A 25,609-nucleotide genomic window follows, 5' to 3' on the forward strand; every position below is an offset into this window, starting at 1 on the left:
CTGCAGTCAGATACGCGGTGAATGGGATACCAGAGAGCAGCTGCAACTGTTTCATTATTCGCCCCATACATCTGCTTCAAAGAAATTCGTCTGATTATTTTTGCTTGCCAGCAGCCTTTTCGTTTTTCAGTCGCTGCACTTCTTTTTCCAATGCCTCGACCCTCGCATTCATCTCCTGCAATGCCTTTACCAGCAGCGCTACCGTATTGGCTTCATCAACACCTTTATGTTCGGGTGCAGCCATCTCTTCCGGGAGTTCATCTGCAATAAAACCAATATGCCTGATGTTTGCCGTGTCTGCCTTGAAGATGAAAGTGCGTACCTGTGCATTATTGAGAATGCCGGTCGCATTGGTTGTGAAAGGCTGAATGTCTTTTTTAAGACTTCTCAGTGAGGACTGAACAAATCCTGTGGCTGTGACCTGACCGGTTACTATAGCATTACCGCTGGCATCTGTCTTCAGTCGCCAGTTGGTACCGGAACCGCCTGTAAATCCGATGGTGTTGTCGTTTGCAGCATATACACTACCCCGGCTTACAGCGTCTGAAGTTTTAAAATCGAGGTATGTGACGGTTGTTCCTGTTGTACTTTTGAGTACCCAGCAGGAAGGACCGTTATGATAAAGTGCTGTGCCATCAGGGGTAGTCAATCCGGTTAAATTTCCGACCCTGATCCAGGTTTCCAGGCCCAATCTGCCATCTGCTTCCGTTTTCAATGCCACCCCTGCTCCTTTGGTGCCGAAGGTAACATTGCCGGAATGCCAGAATTCTTTCCAACTGGTCCATGTCCCATTACTCTGATTACGGAAATATACCCTCCCGAGATAAGTACCGCTCATTCCGCTCGCAATCTGCATCCCGTATTTATTACCGTCTGTAAGGCCGTTTCTGTGCCTTGTGGATATCAGATTCCACCAGGCACCATCAGTCGTTGGCGCATTTGTCCCCATACTCACCGATCCAATGAAACTGCTGCCCACCAGTGTATTCCAATCCGGGGGAGTTTCGTACACACCTCCTGTTACGTAATAAGATGGATTACCTGTATGGAGCACATCAAATCCTTTATACTGCAAACGATCCCTTCCAAGGGACAAAATATCTGTTTTCACGCCGCCGGTATTAGTAGCGTCATGCCTGAAGATCCAGCCTTCATTGTCATTGTCCCTTGCTTCGAAAATCATATTACCCGGCGGAGTATCCTGTGCAGACTCCACGAAAATCCTCCATGCATCGCTGTTATATACCCACGTTAAACCATTTGATGGATTGCCTGACGTCTTGTTAAATGTAATGTCATTAACAGTGGTACTTCCTCTTGCAGTGACTGTTGCCAACGTCTCCGGCGTTAACTGCAGTGTATCCTGACCTGTTATCGCGATGGCATTGCTACCCACAGTCTTTAACTCAAGTTTACGGAACTCCGTACGGCCATTCCCCTTATTGTACAGAAACCCGAGGGTGTCTTTTGTCTTATTCTCTATGATCAGTTCAGCAGTATCACAACCGCTGTATATTCGTACGCTGTCAGCCCGTATCTGGTATACATGCTTCTGCGCCATCACCTGACTTGTCACAAATGAAATGCTTAAAAATAGTAGCAATCGTTTCATTCTTCTGTTCATAGGTTTATGTAAAAAAATTTCAATTATGAGTTTATAAATCCGGAGCTCATGAGTGTGATTACTCAGTTTACTCCTTAATTAAAGCGCTTCTTGTTTCCTTAATTGTTTTAACACCTCTTTCAGTTTCCTTCTTTACACGGGTCAATGTCGCGTCGTCATCATATTCAAAGAAAGTGGCGTAATTATTCTCGTCCAGCTCCGCCATCATACGCAGATTCCTCGCATCATATATAAATGATTTCATGTTGGCATTATAGGGATGAATCCGGATATCATCATAGAAGACAGTTGTTGACCCCGTTGCAAGTAACACAACAGAGAACTTTGAGCTACCTGCCGGTACATCGATCACCTGTTCATATCGCTGCCAGCCGTCAATAATTGCCCCGGCAGGCTTAATTTTAAGCACCACACTGTTTCCGTCGCCAAGTGTTACAGCAAGTGATACCTGGTTACTTTCATAGGAACTGCATTGACAATCCTGTACCTCTTTCACCCATGCGCTGAACAGTACCTTTTTGCCTGAGAGCAAGGCGAAAGAAGGCAACAATACTTCGCTATCTGCACGCACACTCTTCAGCACAGTGGTGGGAATATTATTACAGGTGAAAGTTGTCTCATTGAAAGAAGGTGTCCCAAGCGTATCGGCAGTATCCATAACAGTACTGATAACTCCAACGGTATCCCCTGGCGCGACTCTGATACTGTACCTGCCGGTATGTCTCTGTGTAGAGTCTATTCTGCTCATGTAGGGAGTGAAGTCAAAGCGACGACCGGCAGGACATGCGTCCTGACACCCCGCATCAGCAAAAAAGTAATCTTCAAACCCTTCAAAGGCGGCTTCCTGGTAGTGGCTATTTTGTACTACAGCCACCGGTATGGCATCACCGTATCCATATAATCCCGAATTGTAACGGCCAAGCGGGTCTTTATTCTCAAGTTCAAAACCTTTTGCATTAAAAATTGTGCTCTCAGCATTCCAGACCCATGCCTGCTGCTTTTGGGCAGCCCACTTCCCATCTTTCACCTGCCAGAATGCGTCGAAGCTGGCAAATGCGCCGTCATTCCTGATATCTGTCGGTTTATCCGGATCAGACTCCGCCCGCGATCCATAATAGGTGTAAGAACGCATCGGGCGCCAGCTGCCTAAGAGCCCATAAACATATGGGTTAACGCTTGTATCAGTTATTGCGCTGTAACATACAGCCAGGTATGGTGCAGCACCAATTGTAACAGTTCCTATAATAGAATCACTGCACATATCCGAAGTAATGGCTACCCTGTATACCCCTGCCATCTCAGCTTTAAAATCAGGGATCAGCAATTCATTTACAGCGCTCTGCGCATGGAAATTATCAGGCCCTGTCCAGTATGCCCGTTTGGCGGTGGTAGGAAGATTAATAGTGCGAAGGCGGACGGTTTCCCCAAGACAATACTGAGGCTTATCGCTGGACACAACCTGCGCTGTAGCAAAATCTGTTATTTTAAGTGATTGCACCGCTGATGCGCCACAATCATCCTCCACTCTGATGTCATAAAGCTGGTTGGCAATCAGGCTATAAGCATTACCAGATGCAGCTGAACTGAAATAACCAGTGTTATTTACTGCCAGATAGGGTCCCGTGGCTCCTTTACCCGCCTCAGCCAGTTTAAATGTATAAGCACCCGATTGGGCAGTGCTACCGTTCCGGGCAAATGCCTTGATCGTCCCGGAATTATCCGGCTGCCTGGGGCAAACCCATCCAAGAGAATTCTCGACATCCACAGCCAGTGGCGGATTATCAAAACGTACATCCTTCCCATTCGGGCCAAAGTCTACGGCCGCACCCTCGTAAGCCGAAACGGCAACCCTGTATGCACCAGGAATAGACAACAACAAATTACTCCCCGCCGGTACAATCGGGTTACCTGATCCTGCAGGACCACCTACAATCTGATAATAGGTCGGCAGGTCCTGCCCTTTATAATAAGCATGTCCCGTCGGTATAACTGACAGTCCGGTACATGTCTGCATACTTGTATAGCTCCACGAATACCTGAATACGTCATTTTCCTCAATTGTTATAGGAATTTCATACGCACCGCAGTTATCTGTTACCCTTATCAGATAATTGCCCACACCAAATGTCTCTAACTCACCATTTTTCAGGGGATATGCTATGGGACTATTATTGTAATCTACTATGTACGTGAATGCCTTGTCAGCAGGACTAATCACCTCAATCCTGGTCCCTGCTGAAAAAAGCGAGGTTTTATGTACTGCGATCAAGGCGATACCTTCTTTTCCCAGGCTTGCAGAAGGCCCTTCTTCTGCCGTAAGAAAGTATGGCGACTCCCCCGCCGGCGCATTGGCCGAAAAATAATACTGGGAAACGAGCTTTCCATCCGCACCGGTAATTATAACCTCATAATCTCCAAATACAAGATGATTAATGGTATCACTTAAAGTTGATTCCTTATTGAAGGCGACGGTATCGTAACGGTATGAACTATTATTACTGTTCTTCAGACTAAGGTAAAGCGGATAACACACCATATTTGCGCCATTGAGGCTATACCTCAGATTAAAATCAGTGCTGCAATTATTTTCAATCTCCGGGGTTATACGGGTGGACGGCAGCGGTAGCGTGGCAGTTATTATTTCGTTGCACGGCGACTTGAAATTAATCTGCAACGGCGCCCCACGGAAGTCACTTATTGTGGTCCCCGCAGGCAAAGTCAGGTATCCGGGATCTGACATCAACGGTAAATATTCAGTAGACACTCCTCCTACAGTACAGCTCATCTGCAAAGGTGTACCTTCATAAAAGTACTTATGAAAGGCGGGGAGGTAGGTCCCTATATCTTTTATGCGCAGTTTCCGGCAATCCGACGGAACAGGCTCGATGGTCAATCCAACATCTGTTGTGGCTAAAGATGTAATCGCACTAACTGTAAGTGACTGTGTCGGAGCGGTAGCGGCACACGCGTCGGATACTGTCAAAGTATACGCTCCTGGCTTCAGGCTGTCCAGTACGAAAGTAGCAGCTGATGTTACAAAGGCCGTACGGCCGGTATACTCCGCAGGCTTTCTGGTTATCGTTATTGTATAAGGCGCATTTCCGCCAGAAAAAGTAATGCGTCCCTGCCCGGTATTACAAGTACCAAATGCCATCCTTTCCTCCTCAGTTGAAACATTCATCGGAACATACGTAGAGGAAACAGTAATCTCTGTACTGGCAGATACCGACACGCCGTTACATACCGCCTGCACTACTACCCGATATGATCCGCCCGGCACATTTCCGAATACCGGCGATAAACTTTGCGGCACACCATATCCACCTGTTGCCAACGGTTCAAGGCTGTATAGAATGTTGGTCAGGGAAGCCGCCCCATTACCGGTCAATGTTGCAGTTATCCCACCGTTTGCCGCACACGTAGACGTTTGTGCAGTTGCACTTACTCCCCACTGACTGCATTGGGCATCTGCACTTTCGTTGCGCAGTAATAAAAAACAGAATATCATCCAACACAAGATGACCTTCCACGTATACCGATCTTTAAATATCATCGAATCCCAAGTAATGTATTATTCAATAATTCCGGCACCTGTTCAGGGTGCGCTAATCTCTCCTGTACCCACATTGGTATATCACTTTCACCGCTTTGCCCCTTGTGGCATCCTGGTAATAAACTGAGGGCGGTGTCAATGTGAGCGATCCGGGGGCAACTGTATATTGATATGTTTTCATAATTGCCGGAAGCCCCGGGTTGATCATCTGCCTGATCCTAAGCAATCCGCCCCGGACAATATCATAGCTGCCGGAAAAAGCTTCCCGCCCACGCAGAAAACAGGAGTCTTTGGTAATGCGGATACCGTCAGGAATGCCCATCTTTAACTGGCCGACTTCCGCCCTTGGATCAACAGACATTTTCTCAATTAATACGCCATCCTTTTGTGAGTAGATCTCTGCCTCTATACTATATATATTCCAATCACCAAGTATTGCGACGGAATCAGATGCTGACTGCTGAGCAATTGCTATACCTGTAATACCAGTCATTGCTATCAGTAACGCTAATATTCTTTTCATCAACATATTTTTACTTCAGCCGGGTGTTTTAATATGCACAGTTTATCTTCTGTTTCTTCCTGTCCTGCACCTGCCAGTTCTGTTTGTATTCAACTGCACTGGCATTTATGATCTTCTTGCTTTTATCAATATTCAGAGAGTATTTCCCATTAATAAAGTCCAGGGGTGTTCTCATCATGGTGACCGTTCCTACGCTGGCATTTATGTTCCTCCTGCCGGAACGGAGCACTTTCATACTCACATCATTACCGGTATAAGGCATGCCCTTCTCATCCATGAAGTAAATATTCTTAGCACCTCCGTTCAGGTTGTTAACATCAACTGCCCATATCTTATCGGAATTACCGAAGGTAGCAACCAGCGGATCACAGTCATCGTCATTCACCTTGTTCTTGCCTGAAATGAGGATCTCATCGCCGGAGAAAAAGCAGTCATTGATTGTTTGCGGAGTTGCTCCCCCAATGATCTTTCCTTCCCTGATGAATATATGATCCAATGTGGCATTTACATTCTTGTATGCACCCGCCATACCTTCATACATCCATCCGGCGGGGTAATTAAACTGATATATCGAATCTCCGAACTCGTTCTGTGTTGCAGTCAGGAGCACATCACCGGTTTCACCATCATAAAGCAGGTTGCTGGTAACAACTTTACTTCCCTTATCCATCGCTTCAACCCTCTCAAGAATACCATGCCTGTTGATCACCTTCATAGCCGCTGCAGAACGGAACAGGTTATGTTCACTCTCAGGGATGGCCATGACTGTGGGGATACCTGCCACCGGCGGCAGAACGATCACATCAACGTTCCCCTGAACAGTAACACTATAAGTCTTCATCTCTACCTGTCTCATATCCATCATTAGTTCCACGTCCTTACCAATGGTCAGATCGGTACTGATGTTTCCTTTAGCATCCATAGAAAGAACAGTGCTATTCAACTTCTTAATATCCGAAGAATCATTCTCGACATGATAGTAATAGCGGGTATAGGAAGCCGGGCGACCAGCCGAATCCGTAGCTGCATAGATATTTTCAGCTTTCGGCTTTCCATGCATGTCGTTAAGTTCCACTTTAAAGCCCTGACTCATTACAAGGTGATGCTGCGCATCTATTTTCAGGAGATTTTTCAAAGCCGGTTTAAATGTTTTCTTGGTATCAGGATTCAACAGCGAATAGTCAGAAAACGTCGGAAAATCATACGCAGTATAAAACAGGTTCTCTTTATATCCGGTCTGTGATTTTATTCTGGAACTGCTATTATGAATAGATCTCGATATCACAGCACTATAACCTACCATCGGACCGGGATAAAAAGATTCGCACATGGGCGTTTCCACATATCCCATATTGGTGGGCGCCCACAATGCAGCCCGTTGTCCGTATTCTATAGGCACACGCAGCGGGTTTTCTTCCGCCCCCAGCATTGGCTCATAAGTGGCTACGCCACTGCTGATCTTCCGGTCCTTTCCATCTATATTCCTGATAATAGTATATTCATATTCAGTACCATACCGGGACTCCTTACGACCAGTCATAGCATTCCAGTTGTCATATATTACTATGCGCTTAACACGGTGCCCGCCACCATACTTCTTATAATCGGGTACGTTCAAACGCACCCAGGAACGGCTTAGGTCAATATCTCTTACCCATCCCTTGCTCCTTACCATATTGTCAAATGACCTTAGCGTATTAATAACATTACCGGCCATAGAAGTCAACATTCTCACACCATCTGTAAAGTCGAGGTTATCTCCCACATCTGATCCCGGATATGCCTTTGATGGAAGATTAAGGCGAAGGAACTGCGCGGCAGTTTTGGCAACGGTAGTATAGTCGCCACCATCTTCTCCTTTCTTATTAACAGTTTTGATCTTAAACCAGATTGTATTACCATTATTCAGGAAACCGTACTCCCCTGATACCAGATCTGCATAGGCAGGTACGAATTCATATCCTTTACCCCATTTATCAGATGGCATTTTTACACTAACCCTGAAAGCAATATTCTCATCCAGGCCGGACAGATATTTCCGATATACCTCTTCTTTTGAACCTACCGTCTCAGGAACATCTACTACCACATATGAATAATCTCCTTCCGGACCGTATAACTGCGGCATTACACGGCTCATATCAACAGGTATGATGGGAGAAAAGCCGGCTATATTGAACATCTTTGCTGCTCTTTTATGCTGTACAAATCCGTAGTCATCGCTTTCATAAGTAATTTTCATACGTCCCCCCGAAGGAAGTATGATCGAGTCCAGGGCCCATGCGGCTGCATTCGCTGCAGCTTTCACGCTATCCTGCACAGCATAGGGGCGGTCGGCATTAGTGACTTTATTATTCTCAGTATAACCGGGATTATCTGTAATGCTTTTGTAATTACCCCAACGATCGAATGATTTGTGGTCATAATCCGGGTTCTTTCCTGTATAATGGAATACATAGGCATTCTTACGGCCTTTTTTGTTGCCATTGTAAGTAAACCATACACGCTTTAATGTCAGCTTACCGGTGGAATCTGTTGTAGTCACATCTCCTCCCACACTACTGTATCCTTTGCACAATTCATACGTGTACTCGAAATGTACCGTCTTAACAGGTGTTGCCGCTGTATTATATTTCATGAAGTCTGCCTTGGTATACAGGTTGATCTCCTCCAACCGCTTAACCATTTTACTATCAGGGATCTTTTGTCCGTTTTCCTGAATTGGCTGCAGATCTTTCCTGTCTCCCAACACAAAGGTGGCGACCATATTTTTCGACTCAATGGAATTCAGGTACCACAGTTCTTTCTCACCGTATACGTAACTACCTTTATCATCCCTGTTGTCGGTTTTCATGGATTCATTATAAGTTGCACCCGTGGAATAAGGCGTTCGCCATTTATAGGGATTATCGGCACCTGCGGTACGGGTGTAATTGAATTTCACCGCGTTACCCGGATCATCATCAGAGATACCATTTCCGGTCAGGTCCACATAATCGGGTGAAACAATGCCGGTCAACAGGAATGAATGCGGATAAGCGGGTGTTTCTTCACTTGTAAAATACCAGTCAACACCATTTGTGTTGTCAGTTGTATTGTCCGTTCCATCTGTGTAACCAACTATACCTTCAACCGGATTGCCTTTATCATGATCTACTGCGAAGGTTACTTCCTTTTGCCTGATGTTATAAACAGGTAGCCCATAGATATTCCTCTTCCCGTCAGGGCTAAGCACTTCTACCTGTGAAATATGATTCCCTTTACGCAGGTCCGTTACCCGCTTTTCGTTAATCAGTGTATCAGGTATGGCTACAAATGACTCATGTACGGCGGCAGGAGCAAACAGGTCTTTCCCCTTTATGGTATCTTTACCGTTGTGGATATAGAGTTGTATGTACGCGTAACTTTCATAATTGACATATTCCACCCGTAGGTCATAGAAAACACCCGCTTCGAAGTTAACAGAGTCCTGGCCGATGCCGTAATGGTTCCACTTATCTATAAAGATCTTATCATTAATGAATACCCGTACACCATCATCGCAGACCGTCTCTATCTTATATTTTCCTGATACCGGCGCCTTTATCCGTCCTGTCCACTTCGCGCTGAAGGCTTTTCCCCCCTTTTCAGCATTCGGGGCCCCTGTGAGATCATTATATTTAAAAGCGTTAATATCCGGGAAATAAATGTTGGTATCTCTCCTTTCATACATTTTCACTTTCGTTTTCCAGTTCGATCCCCTGTAATACTCTCCGCGAAGTCCCAGGGTATCCAGATCGCCTTCACTGCCATTATGTGAAACCACATCACAATCGCTCTGCAGCTTATATTTATTCAGAAGGTGATTTTCTATATAAGTTGACTGTCCTGCGAAGCTGGCTTCCTTGGCCGTCAGGTAAGTGATCACCTGGGTTCGCTTATCACGCTCTTTTTTTACAACAGACTGATTATCTAATTGTACATCCCCCCGTTGTATGCCGCCGGCATATCGGGTAAGCGCGTTTGTAGTCCTGATGTCAGGTCCTGAACCGCCCTGCAGCAGTTTAGGGAAAACAACATCGTCGCCTCCCACTGCATTATAAAAAGAAGCCGTATTTACCGTCATCTCCCCAGGGTTACGGAAATAAGCAGGCTCAAACAATCCATTACCCTTTCTAAATGCAACCAACTGCGCAAGTCGATTTGACTTTGCGAGCCATTGACCAGCCTCAGTATAAGAACGCGTATATGTGATATCCATGCCTACATGCACTATCGAACCAAAACCAACATCCGTTCCCACATTAGCGGATCTGTCCTTTGTCTTTATCTTATGATCGTAAACATATCCTATATCGCTTCTATATCCACGGAAGCTACCTCCTACCCCTTCCCCTGAAATCGTAAAAATATCATAGGTATAACTTGGCACTCCGATGTTAGGCAATGTTGGCTTCTCCCGGTAAACAATATCTTTCTCCCTGTTGAAATCAAGAACAGCAAGGGGATTAGCCTCTGCATTCTGGTAGTTGAGGTAACCATACGCAGGCAGGCTTAGCCGCTGGTCTTCTTTTTCAATAGACTGCTTAGTTACATATCCTTTTAAAAAAAGGCTCGGGTGTACAACAGACGTTTCCCAACCTACTTTCATCGTAATGGTGGCCATCTTGTTCGTGTAGGGAACAGACATCGAGGGATTGTATGAAGGATAGGCGAAAGAAATGCTGCTGGATAAAAGCCCACCGTAACTGCCACGGGAAAACTGTAAAGGCCCAACCCTCAAGTTAGGAATTCTTGCCTGGATGGCATCTTTTCGCATCTTCGTAACCCCCGCGCTATACTGGATCGATTTCATGCCCTCCCTGCTGTTATAGGCGGAACCAATAGACAAGCTTCCCGCGTAGCCTCCTTTTGTATTTGCCTCCTTTTGCGAAATGTTGGCCGAAAGACTCGGAGAGATCGTCAACCCCTCCTGTGAATTACTGTTAAACCCCAGTCCGGCGGCAGCGTCATACGCACCACTTTTCGCCGCACGTATACTCACCCCCATACCTATTTCCGTTCCCCATCCACGGTAGGTGTTATGAAAAATGCCTATGCTCCCGGTAAGCTCCGGCGTTATTGACGTTGATTTCTTAAACGTTTCCTGGTCCACGCCTACAATCTCCAGGTTCAAACCGGCTGTTGCCCCGATCGTCTTATTTTCCTTTATATTCTGCGTTTTTGTGATCGAATCTGTGCCATTGAAATCGTCAGGTATCCCTCTCACATTACGCGTAATAGTACCGGGATTAAGATTCCAGCCCAGGCCTGTCCAGCTGGCTTCCTGATCCATTGTGATACCACTGTTATAACCAAGGGCAAGCGGGTAACCTCCTACATCCATTAAGGGAATAGAATAAGAAAAATCGCCTGTAAACAGATCGACCATATTGTCACTATTCACGGAATGGAATTCCTGCATCTCCGGCTGAGTGGGCCCTCCTTCAGTCTTTTCCGGCACCTTCGCGACTTCATCATCCCTTTCTGCAATGGCCGGAATGACAGCGGTGGCACTACCTTCAGGAGCCTTGCCTGCAATTGTCATCGCAGGAACCGGATTTGTATGTCTGCCATGGTGTAGTTTTACCACAGAAGCTCCTGACGCCATTGGAGGTATGATAACCTCCAGGTACAGCAGCAACAGCATGGCACGGGCAATCGTTTTCTTTCTCTTAGCGGCAAGAGCCAAAATCATCGTCGATCTCATTTATAAGTATAGCTCCGGTTATCCGGCTTATCTCGTATATGTAAATTCGTCTGGAAATATCATCGCGTAAATCACAGATGCATCAGGTAAGCGGCAGTAGTCCGGGAGGCGACTGACTATAAGCACCAGGCATCAAAATCAAGATGAGTAAGAAAAGGGATACAAAATATTTCATGGTATATAGCATCAAAACACGCCATAGTCATTATGTTCATAGAGACTATGATGTTAAAAAATTGTCATCGCAATTATTAATCAGGTCAGGCAAACAATATTGAACATCTCCGAACAATGTAATTCATTTAAAGGTATAGCTTTTAAAACGCAGTAAAGTTGAAAAGACATGTCTTACAGCTCAAACCATCACATAGTGTGATGACGTATTAATTGCCCCTGTTATTTGGACGCAAACATAATTATTTTTCCAAACATTCAACATAATAATTATGTTTTTTTCTTTTTCATAGACCGTTCCTTATAAAGCCGGTAGCAAATACCCCTGCCAACAGAAACGCTTGTATATTACCCGATACAATGCTTACTATGACACTAAAATGGCCGTCCATGTTGAATGATGGCCATCATGTTAAAAGCTTTGGTGAAACGCGTTGTAAGTGTATTGATATCAACACCTGTCAGCGTTTGCAAAAAAGACCACAGGTAGGTAAAAAACGTCGCGTGTCCCATGCAGTATGAAGCAGGCGTACATGCCATTCTACCCCATACAGCCCTTGCCACCGGTCTTAATCAATGAATAGTACTGGCAATATCTGTCAATAGTTGCCTTCCATTATAAGACATCCTCCTGCAACTGCAAATGAATGCCGGGCCTGTAAATCTCCATCAGGTAGGAAGGATTGCTCAGCTCCTTAAACCGGAACTGTCGATATAACCCATGAGCAGTACTGGTATTGAGCATCTGCCTCCTCAGACGTTTTGACCAGGGCTGCGCCAATATATGCGCCAGCATCTTCTTCGCCACTCCCTGACCCTGGTATGCCGGCAATACCAGGAAGTCTGCGAACCATCCGAAGGTGTAATAATCTGTTATTACCCGTCCGAAGCCTATCTGCTTTCCATCGATAAAAGCTCCGACACAAAAGGAGTTGGCAAGGGAATTGTCAACCAGCGCATAGGAAATACCCTTAGCCCAGTAGGAATCTTCGCTCAGGTACCGGTGTACCATTGTAACATCCATATTCTCCTTTCCTGTTTTGATAATTACATCCAGCATGTGTATCATGATTTATGGTGCAAAACTATGCCTGATACATCAATAAGCACAGTCTCAGTTTTGTGTATTTCGATGGGCACAGTTACCTTTATACTATGAAAGAGGACTTTCTTTACCTGGAGATATCAAACAACATTGCCGCGCTGATCAGGGATGGTGTTTTTAAAGCGGGAGATCGCCTGCCGTCTGTAAGAATGCTATGCCAGGAACATCACATCAGCATGAACACGGCGAAGAGGATATTCCTGGAACTGGAGGCACAGTCACTCATTCACTCAAAACCACAGTCCGGGTATTTTGTAAGCCAGCTACCCTACCGAAGACTGGCCCTTCCGGAAGTCAGCAAACCTTTAGTGGTCAGTGACAACAAAGAACCGGAAGCCCTGATCCGGAAAGTGTATGCTAATATGGGCAGGAAAGACCTTACGCCCTTCTCTATCGGAGCGCCTTCGGGTGAGATTCTGCCTTTAGCCAAACTAAACAAGGAAATAATGTATGCCACCAGGGAAATGGCCGCCAGTGGGACGGGATATGAACCACTACAGGGAAATGAAGAGCTGCTACGACTTATTGCCGCCCGCTCCCTGGCCTGGGGAGGAAGGCTGCGGGAAGATGAACTGATATCTACTGCCGGTGGTATGAACGCCTTATCGTTCTGTATGATGGCGCTGGCAAAGCCCGGTGATACTATTGCTATGGAAAGTCCCTGCTATCCCGGTAGTCTGCAGCTGGCGCGAAGCCTGGGCTTAAAAGTGCTTGAGCTGCCAACCCATCCCGTTACCGGTGTCGAAACAGATGCCTTAAAGAAGGTTATTCATAAGATCAATCTTTGTTTGCTGGTCCCTAACTTCAATACACCGTTGGGCAGCTGTATGCCGGAGGAAAATAAGAAAGAGGTGGTAGCGCTGCTCACAAAACACAACATTCCCCTGATAGAAGATGATATTTACGGCGATCTGTACTTTGGAACGCAACGCCCAAAATGTTGCAAGGCATTTGATACAGCGGGAACGGTATTATTGTGTAGTTCCTTTTCCAAGACCCTGGCGCCTGGCTACCGCGTAGGGTGGGTGGCCCCGGGTAAATACAAGGAGCAGATCCTTAAGTTAAAACTGGTTCATGCCATATCATCACCCGCTATTACGCACGCTGCGGTAGCCAGTTTTCTCAAAAGTGGCAGATATGAACATCACCTTCGGAAACTACGTTCCACCTTGCAACAAAACTACCTGCATTATATAGATGCAATAGCTGCGTATTTCCCGGAAGATACCAGGATAAGCAGACCACAAGGCGGACTTGCCCTATGGGTAGAACTCAATAAGCAGATCAATACCACGGAACTTTTTGATGCCGCCATGAAATATAAGATAAGCATCGCCCCGGGGAGGATGTTTACGCTACAGGATCAGTTTGAAAACTGTATGCGGTTTTCCATTGGCCTGCACTGGTCGGAGGATGTCCGGCTTAAACTAAAGCAGCTGGGGAAGCTGGTGACATCAATGCTATAAATCAGGGCAACCTTGCTACCAGGCGTTCGGGCATCCATTTCAACGCCGTATAAATCAGCTTCCACTTGAAACCTGGCACAATTACAAACCTGTTACCGGCATGCACCACTGCCTTTGCTATAAAATCCGGCTCCAGCATCAGGGATTCAGGCAGGTCCAGCCCGGCAGTCATCTTACTCCGGATGTAACCTGCCACGATCACATTCACAGTGATCCGCCTGCTGAACAGGTATTGCCGCAAACCAGCCAGGTATTGCGTAAAGGCCGACTTGGTGCTGCCATAAATGAAATTACTCCTCCTTCCCCTTACACCGGAAAGAGAAGACAAGCCGATGATCCTTTCCAGGCGGGCGTTCTCCTTATCCATAGCAATAATGTTAAGGATGGATACAGCGCCTGCGTAATGTACCTGCATCATCCGGAAACTGGCGGGAAAATCGAGTAAGGCTTCTTCATTGTTTTTGAGGTAACCGGCTGCATATACCACAATGTGAGGTTTCTCCGGCAACAATTCATAAAAGCCGGCATGACTGTCAAAGTCTGCAGCATCAAAATAAAGCACGGTTACCAGTTCTTTCAGGGATAACTGCTCGTCAACAAATGTATAAAGCGCATCAGTGTTCCGGGAAGCGGCCATCACGCGGAAACCTTTAGCTGCATACCGGAGGATGGCGGCTTTTGCTACATCCGAATTGGCGCCGAGCAACAGGACAGTTTTTCTTTGCATAGCCTAAATATAGGAACTCTTCACTGAATCCTCCCGGCAGGATATGGAATATCCTCACTTATCCTTTGCTTAAACGGGTACAACGGCATTCCCATCATATGATGCACACAGACAATATTATTAAAATCATCATACCGGGATCATTACTAATTGGTTAACAGTTCATTAACCAATTGGGCAAAAACTATAAAATAACTTTGTAAAGGAAGATACGGAGCATAATACCAGATACCAGGATCATTCCTATCGTGCTTTAGCTTGTCACAGTCAATATCCCCATATACAATTGCCGTATCTATTTGATGCTACAGACTGTAGTTCCACGCTCAAAAATAATTAAGATGCAAATCAAACAATTCCACCTCGTGAGACCAAAACAATACTTACTGCTTGCCACTATACTGCTATTTTCCTCAAGCCTTCGCGCACAACTCCCTAAGGTGTTGAAAGACGCCAATGAAGCGCTTAGAACCGGCACAGAAACAATGAGAAGCATTGGCGGATTTATAGACGCTACCAAGAGAACAACAGAACAGTTTAACAAGAATGTGAAGGTTGTTAAGAGTGGTACGCCACAACCCTCAGTACCTGCCGACCAGACAACCAAACCGAAATTTAAAAAGGGAGATTTCACCAATATTAAATGGGAGCCGATTGCATATTTCGACGGACAGATATTTCCGTCCATGGTAATAAGCATGGCAGATTACAGGGGCAATATCGATAACGCTTTTATGAACTCCGTTAAGAGCAGTGCCCTGGGATTCAGGTTCATCAGCAACAATTCCTACATTCCCCTAAAATGGGAAATAGAGAGCAGCGACAAATCGTACTTCGATAAGGTGAGCGGCGATTTCATGTTCCAGCAGGCAGGCCAGGAAGTTTATTTTATGCCGAACATTCCCTGGAATATGTCGACACTTGCAAAGCAGGTGTCCAGCTCTCCGATCAATATCATCTTCAGGCTATATGACGAAGACGGAAACAAAGTGGAAAGGTCTGTGCCATTATTTATGCGCAGCATCAATGATTGCATCTATCGTTATCATGAACAGAAATTTGACTTCCTGTTCACCGCCTTTATCCAGGAACAGCATCCGGAGATCGATAAGATATTAAAAGATGCATTGAAGACAAAGCTGATATCCGCTATCAGTGGCTACCAGGGTGATGATGTCAATACTATCCTGCAGGTGGCGGCTATCTGGAAGGTATTGCATGACAGGGGCTTTCAATATAGCAGTGTAACCACCACATCAACCAACAGCACCAACAATTTGGTGAGCCAGGCTGTGCGTACCTTCGATAACTCCATGAAAACAAACCAGGCAAACTGCGTTGATGGAACGGTGGTATTTGCGTCCCTCTTACGCGCCATTCATATATCGGCTGTGATGGTACTGACACATGACCATTGCTTCCTGGGATTTTATACCAGCAAAAAGAAAGACAAGATACTATACCTGGAAACAACGATGCTCTCCAGCTCTGACATCATCGATAAGGCGCCGCCGGCAAAGAAGAACCAGGCTTACGTAGACCAGTTCATGCAGGCGGTAAAATATGCATCTAATAAGGAATATCCGGAGTACAAGGCGGCGAATGACCTGGTAGAGATTGACGTTGATTATTACAGGAGTTTTGTAAGGCCACTCCCCTTCCAATAACAATTGCGTATATAAAAAAGCCGTCTCATTTGTTGCTGAGACGGCGCTATAGATACTGGTAATAAAACTAAAAGTTAAACAGGCAGTTAGCTCCGAAAACATGCGGCTTATAAGAGCTCATGCCCCGCATATAGGAACTCCTGATCTCTATGTTATGCTTCTTCTTGTGACCAACACCAATACGAAGGCCAATATTGGCAGCAAGGCCAGTGGCGCTTTCCGTTTCTGTGTGAGGGTAAACATTGCCAATTAAATTATCTTCCACAGTACCGATATGATAAGCATAGCCAGCGCCGACAAAAAATCCCATCCTGTCCTGGCAACCTTTGGCTGAACCGGCGCCAATGTTAAAATTGAGCATCAGCGGCACATTGATCATATAGCCGAGATCATTCTCCTCGTAATAACCATCACTGGTGTACCCTCCACTATATGTGCCGGAAAAACCAATGTTCAGGGGAATACCTATCGACAGCGAAGTATTTTCCGTCTCCGCGAAACTAAGACGGGGAGAGTACGTGAATGTAAAACTGCCTTTGGCATTCGTCCTCTTGGCATCTTCCACGAAGATACCAACGCCAAGGCCGTGAGTAAAATGTTGCGCTACCGACGATTTTACGCTCGCCAAACCAATGGCGGCTAACAAAAAAATTCTTTTCATGGTAAGGGTGTTGAATGAACAGTACATAATATAGTTGGGCAAATATATGTTTAGACGTTTAATTATGGAAATCGGGGATAATTTCCTCCGGCCTTTGGATACCCTGACCAATATCCTCCTATCCGGCCAACTTTGCAATATCAAATCTTCAAAACAATCAAAACGATCTATGGTACAGCCTAATTTGACTATCTTGGCGTAAATTTCCTGATCAGCAGGATCAGGACTATACATACCGTACATCATTTAACTAATCATATAAATTTCAGAAGGACCACATATGTCATATTGCAACGCGATCGAGTACATGTCGGAAGAAAAAAAGGCGATACATAAGACCTACCATGACCAGTACTACGGATTTCCTATACATGACGACAATGAATTATTCTGCCGCCTGGTGCTGGAGATCAACCAGGCAGGCCTTAGCTGGGAAACCATCCTGAAAAAAGAAGCCGGTTTCAGAAAAGCATACAGCAATTTCAATATCAAAAAGGTGGCCGCCTATACGGAGGCGGACAGGGAAAGGCTGATGGCAGATCCCGGCATCATCAGGAACCGTTTGAAGATCAATGCGGCCATAGAAAATGCCAAAACCATCCTGCAGCTGCAAAAGGAATACGGTTCTTTTGAAAAATGGCTGGAATTGCAGCATCCGAAAACAAAAGAGGAATGGGTGAAACTATTTAAGAAAACATTTAAGTTCACCGGCGGAGAAATTGTAAATGAATTCCTGATGAGTGCAGGCTATCTTCCCGGGGCCCATACTGCCGATTGCGCGGTGTATAAAAAAGTACAACGGGCAAAACCATTGTGGATGAAAGACTCGGCTAAGGCTGCGCCACAGGATCGTAAAAAATAAACCCGGGCTTTAGCCGGAACTTGCCGGACTTGTTCAGAGAGAAATATTACATAGAAAAAGACCCATTTTAAGCTTATTCCGGGCTCATTACCCAAGGTCCCTTCCCCAGGGGAGCAATGAGCCCGGAAACGGCATTATATAGCCGCTTCTTCCTTTTTATTCAGGAAAACCAGCTGACCCACATGATAGCTGATATGTGTAGTACGGCTAAGCAGTACGTTTAACTTGTTCCGGTGAGGCTCTTTCGCAAAGTCTTCTTCCGATACTTTCGTATGCCTCGACAACCAATCCTGCGGCTGCATTTTGCTGAAATGATCAGCCAGGGTATTGTTCACCTTCTCCCAGTATTCCCTTAATTCCGCTACGGATGGAATATCGTTAAAAGCCCTGTCAGGACTGGTGCTGAAAAGTTTCTCCAATTGAGGGTATAACCTTTCACTGATGCCAAACAATGGCAGCAGCCCATCACTGGACGATACCAGGTGCCCCAGCAGGTAAATGGCCCTGCTACGTCCCGGAGCTACTTCCTGTTGGTAAAATTCGTCCGGGTACTGTTTAAAAAACGCAGTTACCCGGCTACTACCCGACTTCCAGGTGGTCAGGATCTGTGAAATGATCTGTGCAGTCTGTGCTATGGCTGTGTTCTCTGTTTGCGTACTCATGATAATTTATTTTGAGCGGTGTACAAATGAAACAAATTGGTGGTACAGCAGCGACATTCCGTGCTGCCTGATATAATGTAACTACGGCGGCAAATATACAAGATTTATTGACCGAACTAAATATTTCGATAGATGGCCGGAAGTGATGGGGTACACAAAGGGTGCAAAAAGAGAATAAAGAGAGAATATGGAAAGGATAAGAAGAGAACCAGCAGAGAATACCGGGAGCTCGGGACAGCATGCGGAAGAAAATAAAATACGGCGGGAGCACCCGGGAAATGCAAAAAGCCTGTGCAAAAGAAAAAGGGGCTTAATGCCCCTTTTCAACTTTCTCTAAATCAATATTTTGTTTCTTCTTAAACTCGTAGTTCATAAAGGAGCCGTCGTCAGGCACCGTCATATGAAAGTCTTTCAATTCCGCTACTTCCACCTTCAGATCGTTGCCTGAAAAGCTCAGCATATGGCCTCCACGGGTACGGTCGTCCGACAGGAAATGAAAGTGATAGCCTTCAATGCTAAGTCCGTTGATATAAGTGGGCAACTTGTACCCTACCAGCACCCCTTTGGTATTTTTTATATCGAAGAATTGCTGGGTATTCAGCAGCGTGGCCAGCGGCGCATAAGGTTGCTGCGGAGGCGGGAATGCCCTTGTTTTAAGTTGATTAAAACTACCGGAGATCCTGATGGCGTACATACCATTCTTTTTCTTCAGGTAAGTGTCTATCTGTTTAAAGGCAGCCGCCTGATCCTGCGTACCATTGATGATGAAAGCTGTATCTGCTTTAAAGAAGGTAACGAAAGCGAGGGAGGTCCTGAAACTGTCTGCTACCTGGATGGTCTTACCGGTAGATTGTGTCTGGTAGCCTTTCCCATCGCAGATGGTCAGTTCACCGTCCAGCTGGTCTGGAGCACCCAGCCCGAAATCGCCCTGTTCCTTTAATTGGCTCCAGGTGTAATTGCCATCAAATACGCCCCCAATGAAAGCGTCGGCAACACCGTATTGAAACAGCGTGTTGTACTTTACAACACCGCCAGTCTGTATTGTTTTACCTTCTTTTTTGTGCCCTGGAAATTTCCTGGGGCCAGCTGTCTGTTGTTGCGCCTGGAGGGAAGAGAGTGAGCCTAATAGTATCAGCATCAGTAATGATCCGGTCCTGCAGTAATTAAATGCTTGTGTCATATAATTTATAGTTGGATAATGGTAATTCAATAAAAAATCGTCCCGCGTGAACCGGGACGACCATTAAGCGGAAAGATCCCCCATCAGATCTTCTACTTAAGCGTAGACATTTAACATGACTGCTTATATGCAAATGTCTGTCAACTAATACGATATTAAAATCCCCAAAGATGGGGAGTATGTTAATACAAGCAGCGGATGAGGCACAAAGGTAATTAACCAGCCTAATCTTTTCATGATAAATAGCCGGTAAAATGAGCCGTATTGAAGGATGATTTTAGCAAAAACTTTATATACATTTAAAATACAGGGGTTGCCCCTTAGTATTGCTATTTTTATCTTCGCCGGTCTCCGGAACGGGAGCGAAAACGATCATCAGGATAAGATCAGGTACAGCCAGGAACCCGCTGTTCATGTAAATAGATAACATTATTAAGTAAAGCATATGGATACCCGCAGAGATTTTCTAAAAAAGGCAGCACTGTTATCAGGAAGTGCGGTCCTTGCCGGCGCAATGCCACCGGCCATACAGCGAGCATTAGCGATTAACCCGGAGCCGGGCAGTACTTTTTATGATGCTGAGCATATTGTATTCCTCATGCAGGAAAACCGTTCTTTCGATCACCTGTTCGGTACTTTACAGGGGGTAAGAGGATTTAACGATCCCCGGGCTATCCGCTTAAGCAATAACAACAAGGTATGGCTGCAATCCAACAAGGAAGGTAAGACCTATGCTCCTTTCCGGCTCAACACGATGGATACAAAAGTACCCTGGATGGGATCCACACCGCATGGCTGGACAGATCAGACGGATGCACGTAATAACGGTAAATATGACCGCTGGCTGGATGTAAAAAGGACTTCCAGGAAGGAATATGCTGATGTGCCGCTGACGATGGGATATTGTGACCGTGCGGATTTTCCGTTCTATTACTCATTGGCTGACGCCTTTACCATCTGTGATCAAAACTTCTGTTCCAGCATCACCGGTACACATCCTAACCGTTATTACTGGATGACGGGTACTGTACGTGAAAAGAATGAACCGGAGGGAATAGCGCACCTGTGGAACATTACCAATTATGCCCGTCCGGAACTAGGATGGAAAACGTATCCTGAACGACTGGAAGAGCAGGGCATTTCCTGGAAAGTGTACCAGAATGAGGTGACCATCGGATTTGGCCTGAACGGAGAAGAAAACGACTGGCTGAGTAATTTCGGCTGTAATGTACTGGAGTATTACAAACAATTCAACATAAGACTGCATCCGGGTGGTATAGCCAATCTTGAAGTCAAGAAGGCAACGCTCCTCAAAGAGATCGAACGCCTGGAAAAAGAACCGGCGGAAGACCCTGATAAACTCAAACTGGCTGCGGCAAGGAAGGTGCTGGCTAAATTAGAAGAAGAGACGCAACTGTATACCATGGAAGCGTATAATAATCTTCCGGAAGCAGCCAGGAAACTGAATGCCAAAGCATTTACGGTGAACAGTAATGATCCGCATTACCATGAGCTGACCACTATAAAATATGAGGACGATGGCGCCAGCAGGGAACTGAAAGTACCTAAAGGAGACATCCTCCATCAGTTCAGGGAAGATGTGAAGAATGGTACACTGCCTACGGTGTCCTGGCTGACGTCGCCCGCTAATTTCTCCGACCACCCGGGAGAACCATGGTATGGTCCCTGGTATGTAAATGAGGTGATGGAGATCCTCTTGCAGAATCCGGAAGTGTGGAAGAAAACCATCTTCATCCTGACCTACGATGAGAATGATGGTTTCTTTGACCATGTGGTACCCTATGCAGTGCCTGATCCTTATAAAGCGCATACAGGCAAAGTATCGCAGGGTATAGACCCTAAAATGGACTTTGCCACGAAACATCAGCAAACGAATCCTTCTGCTATGCCCGACAGGATCAGGGAGAGCTCCATCGGGCTGGGTTACCGGGTGCCCATGATCATTGCCTCTCCATGGACCAGGGGCGGATATGTTTGTTCTGAGCTGTTTGATCATACTTCGTCTTTACAATTCCTTGAGAACTTTATTGCAAAGAAGTTCAATAAACAGGTGAAGGAAGAGAATATCACGCAGTGGAGAAGAACCATCTGTGGCGATCTTACTGCGGCATTCAGGCCTTATAACGGAGAGCAGGTCGATAGTCCGCAGTTCCTGCAGAAACAGGCATTCATGGAAAAGATCTATAGCGCAAAATTCAAGCAGACGCCAGATAATTTCAAGGCATTGAGCGAGTCGGAGATCGAGCAGATCAACAAAGATCATTTGCGGTCTCCTTATTTTCCTAAACAGGAAAAAGGTACCCGGCAGGCATGCGCTGTACCCTATGAATTACTTGTGAACGGCCGGTTCGATAAAGAGAAGAACAGTTACAGCATCCATTTTACTGCAGCTAATACTGCCTTTGGCGAACGCGCTTCGGGCGCTCCTTTTATGGTATATGCCATGCAGCCTTACCGGCAGGAAACCTTACGTACATGGCAGTATGCTGCAGCGCCGGGAGATACGTTGGTTGATGAATGGGGCCTGAATAATTTTGATAAAGGCCGCTATCACCTGAAAGTATATGCGCCCAATGGCTTCTATCGCGAATTTGCAGGCAACAGGAACAATCCGCCGTTAAAGATAGCAAGCAGCTATGAGAAGAGTAAAAAGAACGCGGCAGAGCCGACTGGCAATATCATTGTCAGTGTCACCAACTATGATACGCAGGCGCATACTGTTGAGATAAAGGACAACAGTTATAAGAACGGTATGGTGAAGCGCACTGTGGCGCCACAGGAGACAGTGGACGTTGTGCTGAACTTAGCCAGAAGCTATCAGTGGTACGACTATACTGTCAGCGTGCCGGGAACGGACATGTCTGAGACCTTCGCCGGCCATGTGGAGACAGGAAAGGTTAGTCAGACAGATCCGTTGATGGGCGGTGTTGTCTGACTGTGCTGCTGTAACTGACTTGTACTGTTTGAGCATGCCATGACGGAGAGGCATTGCCTATTCATGTGCTCTCCATACTGTTGCTGAGTATGGGCTATCTGTTGCTGCGCATTACATCGGGAACCTGATAGTCTGCGTTAGCATGTTTAGGAATGAATCGTTTAGACTTATCCATATTCTACATGTATAACATGCACAGAATTTGAATGTCTGTAGCGGACACTTATTCTTTTGTATATGGAAAACACGATGAAGGCTGCGGTTAAGAATGCAGCGGGAACATTTGATGTAACAGATGTAGATCTTCCGGAATTGCCTCATGACGATTGGGTACTTGCCCGGGTACGCGTAGCGGGTATTTGCGGAACCGACCTGCGGCATTGGAAGAAACATGAACCGTCGCTGGAACATAAAGTAATGGGGCATGAGCTGGCCGGCGAGGTGGTGAAGATCGGCAAGGCAGTCAAAGATGTAAAACCGGGCGACCGGGTAGTGATAGAAACACTACTGGGAGATGAGACCTGCGACTGGTGCAATGTGCAGCAGTACAACATTTGCCCGAACCTCTACCCGGTAAGAATGGAAACCATATCGCGCGCATTTGCGCAATACGTGATTGGTCCGGCTAAAAAGTTTTACAAGCTACCTGAGCATGTCAGCTTTGAGGAAGCCACCCTGCTGGATACTTTCTCCGTTTGCCTGCATGCTATACATCTCAGCAATATCGGTCTGAATGATAAAGTGGTGGTGATAGGCGCCGGGCCGATAGGGCTCGGGCAATTACAGCTGGCGAAGATCAGCGGTGCGGATGTATTGATAACAGATGTGGTAGATTCCTCCCTTGACATTGCCAGGGAACTCGGCGCTGATGTTGTTGTGAATACCAGTAAGGAGGATGCTACTGCAAAATTGAAGGAGTTTACCGCCAACCGGGGCGCCGATATTACATTTGAATGTGCAGGAGGGCCATCTATGCCGGAAACGCTGAAACAGGCGGTTAATTTTACCCGCATTGGTGGAAAGGTGGTAATAGTAGGCGGCTTTGAAGCGGGAGAGCAGGCTATTCCCTTAGACTGGCAGCACATACAAAAGGCGGAGATACAGTTGATACCCAGCGCCAGCTATGCTTTCAAGGGCATATATCCGGAGATGAAGATGTGCCTTGATCTGCTGGCGAAAGGGAAATTAAACGCCAGCAAGCTCATTACACACCGTTTTAAAATTGATGATATCAATAAGGCTTTTGAAACAGCACAAAACAAGCAGCAGACCCATGCTGTTTTTGTGGCGCTTAACATCTGAAAGATGTTAAGCCCGCCCTCAGTGATCATTCAATGGGAGGCCCCTGCGCTGGAATTCCTTCCAGTTGAGATACTCCTCTCCTTTCCGGTGCTCTTCCATGGTGATACAATTATCTACAGGGCATACCAGTTTACATAAGTTACAGCCTACACATTCTTCTTCTTTGACAGTATATGTGTTGTAAGGATTACCGTATGACAGATTGATGGCCTGATGCGAACCGTCTTCACAACTGATATAACAGAGGCCGCAATGAATGCATTTATCCTGGTTAATTTTTGCGATGATATGATAGTTGATATCCAGCTCCTCCCAGTTGGTCAGTGTAGGCACTGAGCGGCCGATAAAGTCGTCTGTTGTTTTGAAGCCCTTCTCATCCATCCAGTTATTCAGTCCATCGCACATATCTTCGATGATGCGGAAGCCATAACGCATAGCGGCTGTACATACCTGTACAGTAGTAGCGCCAAGCAACATGAACTCAGCCGCATCCTTCCAGGTGCCGATACCGCCAATACCGGATATCGGCACTTTAGCAGTAACAGGGTCCTGGCTGATGGTAGTGAGCATCTTCAGCGCAATAGGTTTCACCGCAGGGCCACAATAGCCGCCGAAGGTGGATTGCCCGCCGACATTGGGATTGGGCACAAAGGTATCCAGGTCCACACCGGTAACAGACTGGATGGTGTTGATGAGCGACAAGGCATTGGTACCGGCATTCACTGCCGCACGACCTGTTGGTACTACAGAATGAACATTAGGCGTCAGTTTCGTGATAACCGGGATGGTCGCGGCCTCCATTACCCATTCCACAACGCGGGCGGCAATTTCGGGGTCTTGCCCAACGGCTGCACCCATGCCCCGTTCCGTCATACCATGCGGGCAGCCGAAGTTCAGTTCAAGTCCGTGAGCGCCGGTATCTTCCACTTGTTTGATCAGTTCATGCCAGCTATTCCGGTTGTTGTCGGCCATGAGAGAAACGATCATGGCGCGGTCGGGAAAGAGCCGGACACATTCTGCTATTTCCTTCAGGTTGATGTCCAGCGGGCGATCGCTGATCAGTTCAATATTGTTGAAGCCCATTACCCGGCTACCATTGTAATCTACGGAGGAATAACGGGAGGAAACATTCTTTATCTGGCTGCCCAGTGTCTTCCATACCACTCCGCCCCAGCCGGCTTCAAAAGCACGCAGCACGTTCAGTTTCTTATCAGTAGGGGGCGCACTCGCCAACCAGAAAGGATTGGGAGATGTAATACCAAGAAAATTTGCCGAGATGTTTGCCATGATCAGAGTATTTATGAGCTGTAAACAGCATGAATTTATTGTGAATTATTTTCTGTGACCTGGTTGTAAGTCTTGTTCAGCAGGTATCAATTACCTGGCGTCAGTTTTTGCAGCACTTGTTTGTAATACCAA

Annotated in this window: 15 protein-coding genes; 5 read left to right on the plus strand and 10 right to left on the minus strand. The window is 46.1% G+C overall.

All coding sequences use genetic code 11. The features are described from left to right. Positions 1 to 94: 94 nt before the first annotated feature. From MYF79_RS21180 to MYF79_RS21200, 5 genes are all read right to left on the minus strand, one after another. The gene (locus MYF79_RS21180) at positions 95 to 1,624 is read right to left on the minus strand and encodes a pyocin knob domain-containing S74 family peptidase (protein ID WP_247809839.1); all 1,530 of its coding nucleotides are present in this window, start codon (positions 1,622 to 1,624) and stop codon (positions 95 to 97) included. 67 nt (positions 1,625 to 1,691) lie between these two features. Further along, the gene (locus tag MYF79_RS21185) at positions 1,692 to 5,132 is read right to left on the minus strand and encodes a hypothetical protein (protein ID WP_247809840.1); all 3,441 of its coding nucleotides are present in this window, start codon (positions 5,130 to 5,132) and stop codon (positions 1,692 to 1,694) included. Between the two features lie 97 nt (positions 5,133 to 5,229). Further along, the gene (locus MYF79_RS21190) at positions 5,230 to 5,700 is read right to left on the minus strand and encodes a hypothetical protein (RefSeq protein WP_247809841.1); all 471 of its coding nucleotides are present in this window, start codon (positions 5,698 to 5,700) and stop codon (positions 5,230 to 5,232) included. 28 nt (positions 5,701 to 5,728) lie between these two features. Next, positions 5,729 to 11,416 (minus strand): PA14 domain-containing protein, encoded by a 5,688-nt coding sequence (locus tag MYF79_RS21195; RefSeq protein WP_247809842.1) that lies wholly within the window; start codon positions 11,414 to 11,416, stop codon positions 5,729 to 5,731. A gap of 802 nt (positions 11,417 to 12,218) precedes the next feature. Beyond that, complete coding sequence (locus MYF79_RS21200; protein WP_247809843.1) at positions 12,219 to 12,662, minus strand: GNAT family N-acetyltransferase; 444 nt, start codon at positions 12,660 to 12,662, stop codon at positions 12,219 to 12,221. A gap of 95 nt (positions 12,663 to 12,757) precedes the next feature. On the opposite strand from MYF79_RS21200, the gene MYF79_RS21205 reads away from it, so the two are divergent. After that, complete coding sequence (locus tag MYF79_RS21205) at positions 12,758 to 14,173, plus strand: PLP-dependent aminotransferase family protein (protein ID WP_247809844.1); 1,416 nt, start codon at positions 12,758 to 12,760, stop codon at positions 14,171 to 14,173. 1 nt (position 14,174) lies between these two features. Here MYF79_RS21205 and MYF79_RS21210 read toward each other — a convergent pair whose 3' ends face one another. Then, positions 14,175 to 14,900: an SDR family NAD(P)-dependent oxidoreductase gene (locus MYF79_RS21210; RefSeq protein WP_247809845.1), complete on the minus strand. Its 726-nt coding sequence runs from the start codon at positions 14,898 to 14,900 to the stop codon at positions 14,175 to 14,177. Positions 14,901 to 15,241: 341 nt separating this feature from the next. Here MYF79_RS21210 and MYF79_RS21215 point away from each other — a divergent pair, with 341 nt between their 5' ends. Beyond that, positions 15,242 to 16,567: a hypothetical protein gene (locus tag MYF79_RS21215; protein WP_247809846.1), complete on the plus strand. Its 1,326-nt coding sequence runs from the start codon at positions 15,242 to 15,244 to the stop codon at positions 16,565 to 16,567. A gap of 67 nt (positions 16,568 to 16,634) precedes the next feature. Here the strand turns inward: MYF79_RS21215 and MYF79_RS21220 are convergent, their stop codons facing one another. After that, the gene (locus tag MYF79_RS21220) at positions 16,635 to 17,228 is read right to left on the minus strand and encodes a hypothetical protein (RefSeq protein ID WP_247809847.1); all 594 of its coding nucleotides are present in this window, start codon (positions 17,226 to 17,228) and stop codon (positions 16,635 to 16,637) included. A 307-nt stretch (positions 17,229 to 17,535) separates the two neighbouring features. On the opposite strand from MYF79_RS21220, the gene MYF79_RS21225 reads away from it, so the two are divergent. Further along, entirely contained in the window at positions 17,536 to 18,090 is a 555-nt protein-coding gene (locus MYF79_RS21225) for a DNA-3-methyladenine glycosylase I (RefSeq protein ID WP_247809848.1), read from the plus strand. A 134-nt stretch (positions 18,091 to 18,224) separates the two neighbouring features. On the opposite strand, the gene MYF79_RS21230 is transcribed toward MYF79_RS21225, so the two are convergent. Then, complete coding sequence (locus MYF79_RS21230) at positions 18,225 to 18,752, minus strand: DinB family protein (RefSeq protein WP_247809849.1); 528 nt, start codon at positions 18,750 to 18,752, stop codon at positions 18,225 to 18,227. Positions 18,753 to 19,062: 310 nt separating this feature from the next. Further along, complete coding sequence (gene budA, locus MYF79_RS21235; protein WP_247809850.1) at positions 19,063 to 19,932, minus strand: acetolactate decarboxylase; 870 nt, start codon at positions 19,930 to 19,932, stop codon at positions 19,063 to 19,065. 445 nt (positions 19,933 to 20,377) lie between these two features. On the opposite strand from budA, the gene MYF79_RS21240 reads away from it, so the two are divergent. Next, positions 20,378 to 22,888, plus strand: a complete 2,511-nt coding sequence (locus MYF79_RS21240; protein WP_247809851.1) for a phosphocholine-specific phospholipase C — start codon at positions 20,378 to 20,380, stop codon at positions 22,886 to 22,888. 237 nt (positions 22,889 to 23,125) lie between these two features. Then, complete coding sequence (locus MYF79_RS21245) at positions 23,126 to 24,190, plus strand: zinc-dependent alcohol dehydrogenase (protein ID WP_247809852.1); 1,065 nt, start codon at positions 23,126 to 23,128, stop codon at positions 24,188 to 24,190. An 18-nt stretch (positions 24,191 to 24,208) separates the two neighbouring features. On the opposite strand, the gene preA is transcribed toward MYF79_RS21245, so the two are convergent. After that, positions 24,209 to 25,477 carry an NAD-dependent dihydropyrimidine dehydrogenase subunit PreA gene (gene preA, locus MYF79_RS21250; RefSeq protein ID WP_247809853.1) on the minus strand — a complete coding sequence of 423 codons (1,269 nt, stop codon included), beginning with the start codon at positions 25,475 to 25,477 and terminating at the stop codon, positions 24,209 to 24,211. Positions 25,478 to 25,609 lie beyond the last annotated feature (132 nt).

The sequence above is a fragment of the Chitinophaga filiformis genome (assembly GCF_023100805.1).
GTDB lineage: Bacteria > Bacteroidota > Bacteroidia > Chitinophagales > Chitinophagaceae > Chitinophaga > Chitinophaga filiformis_B.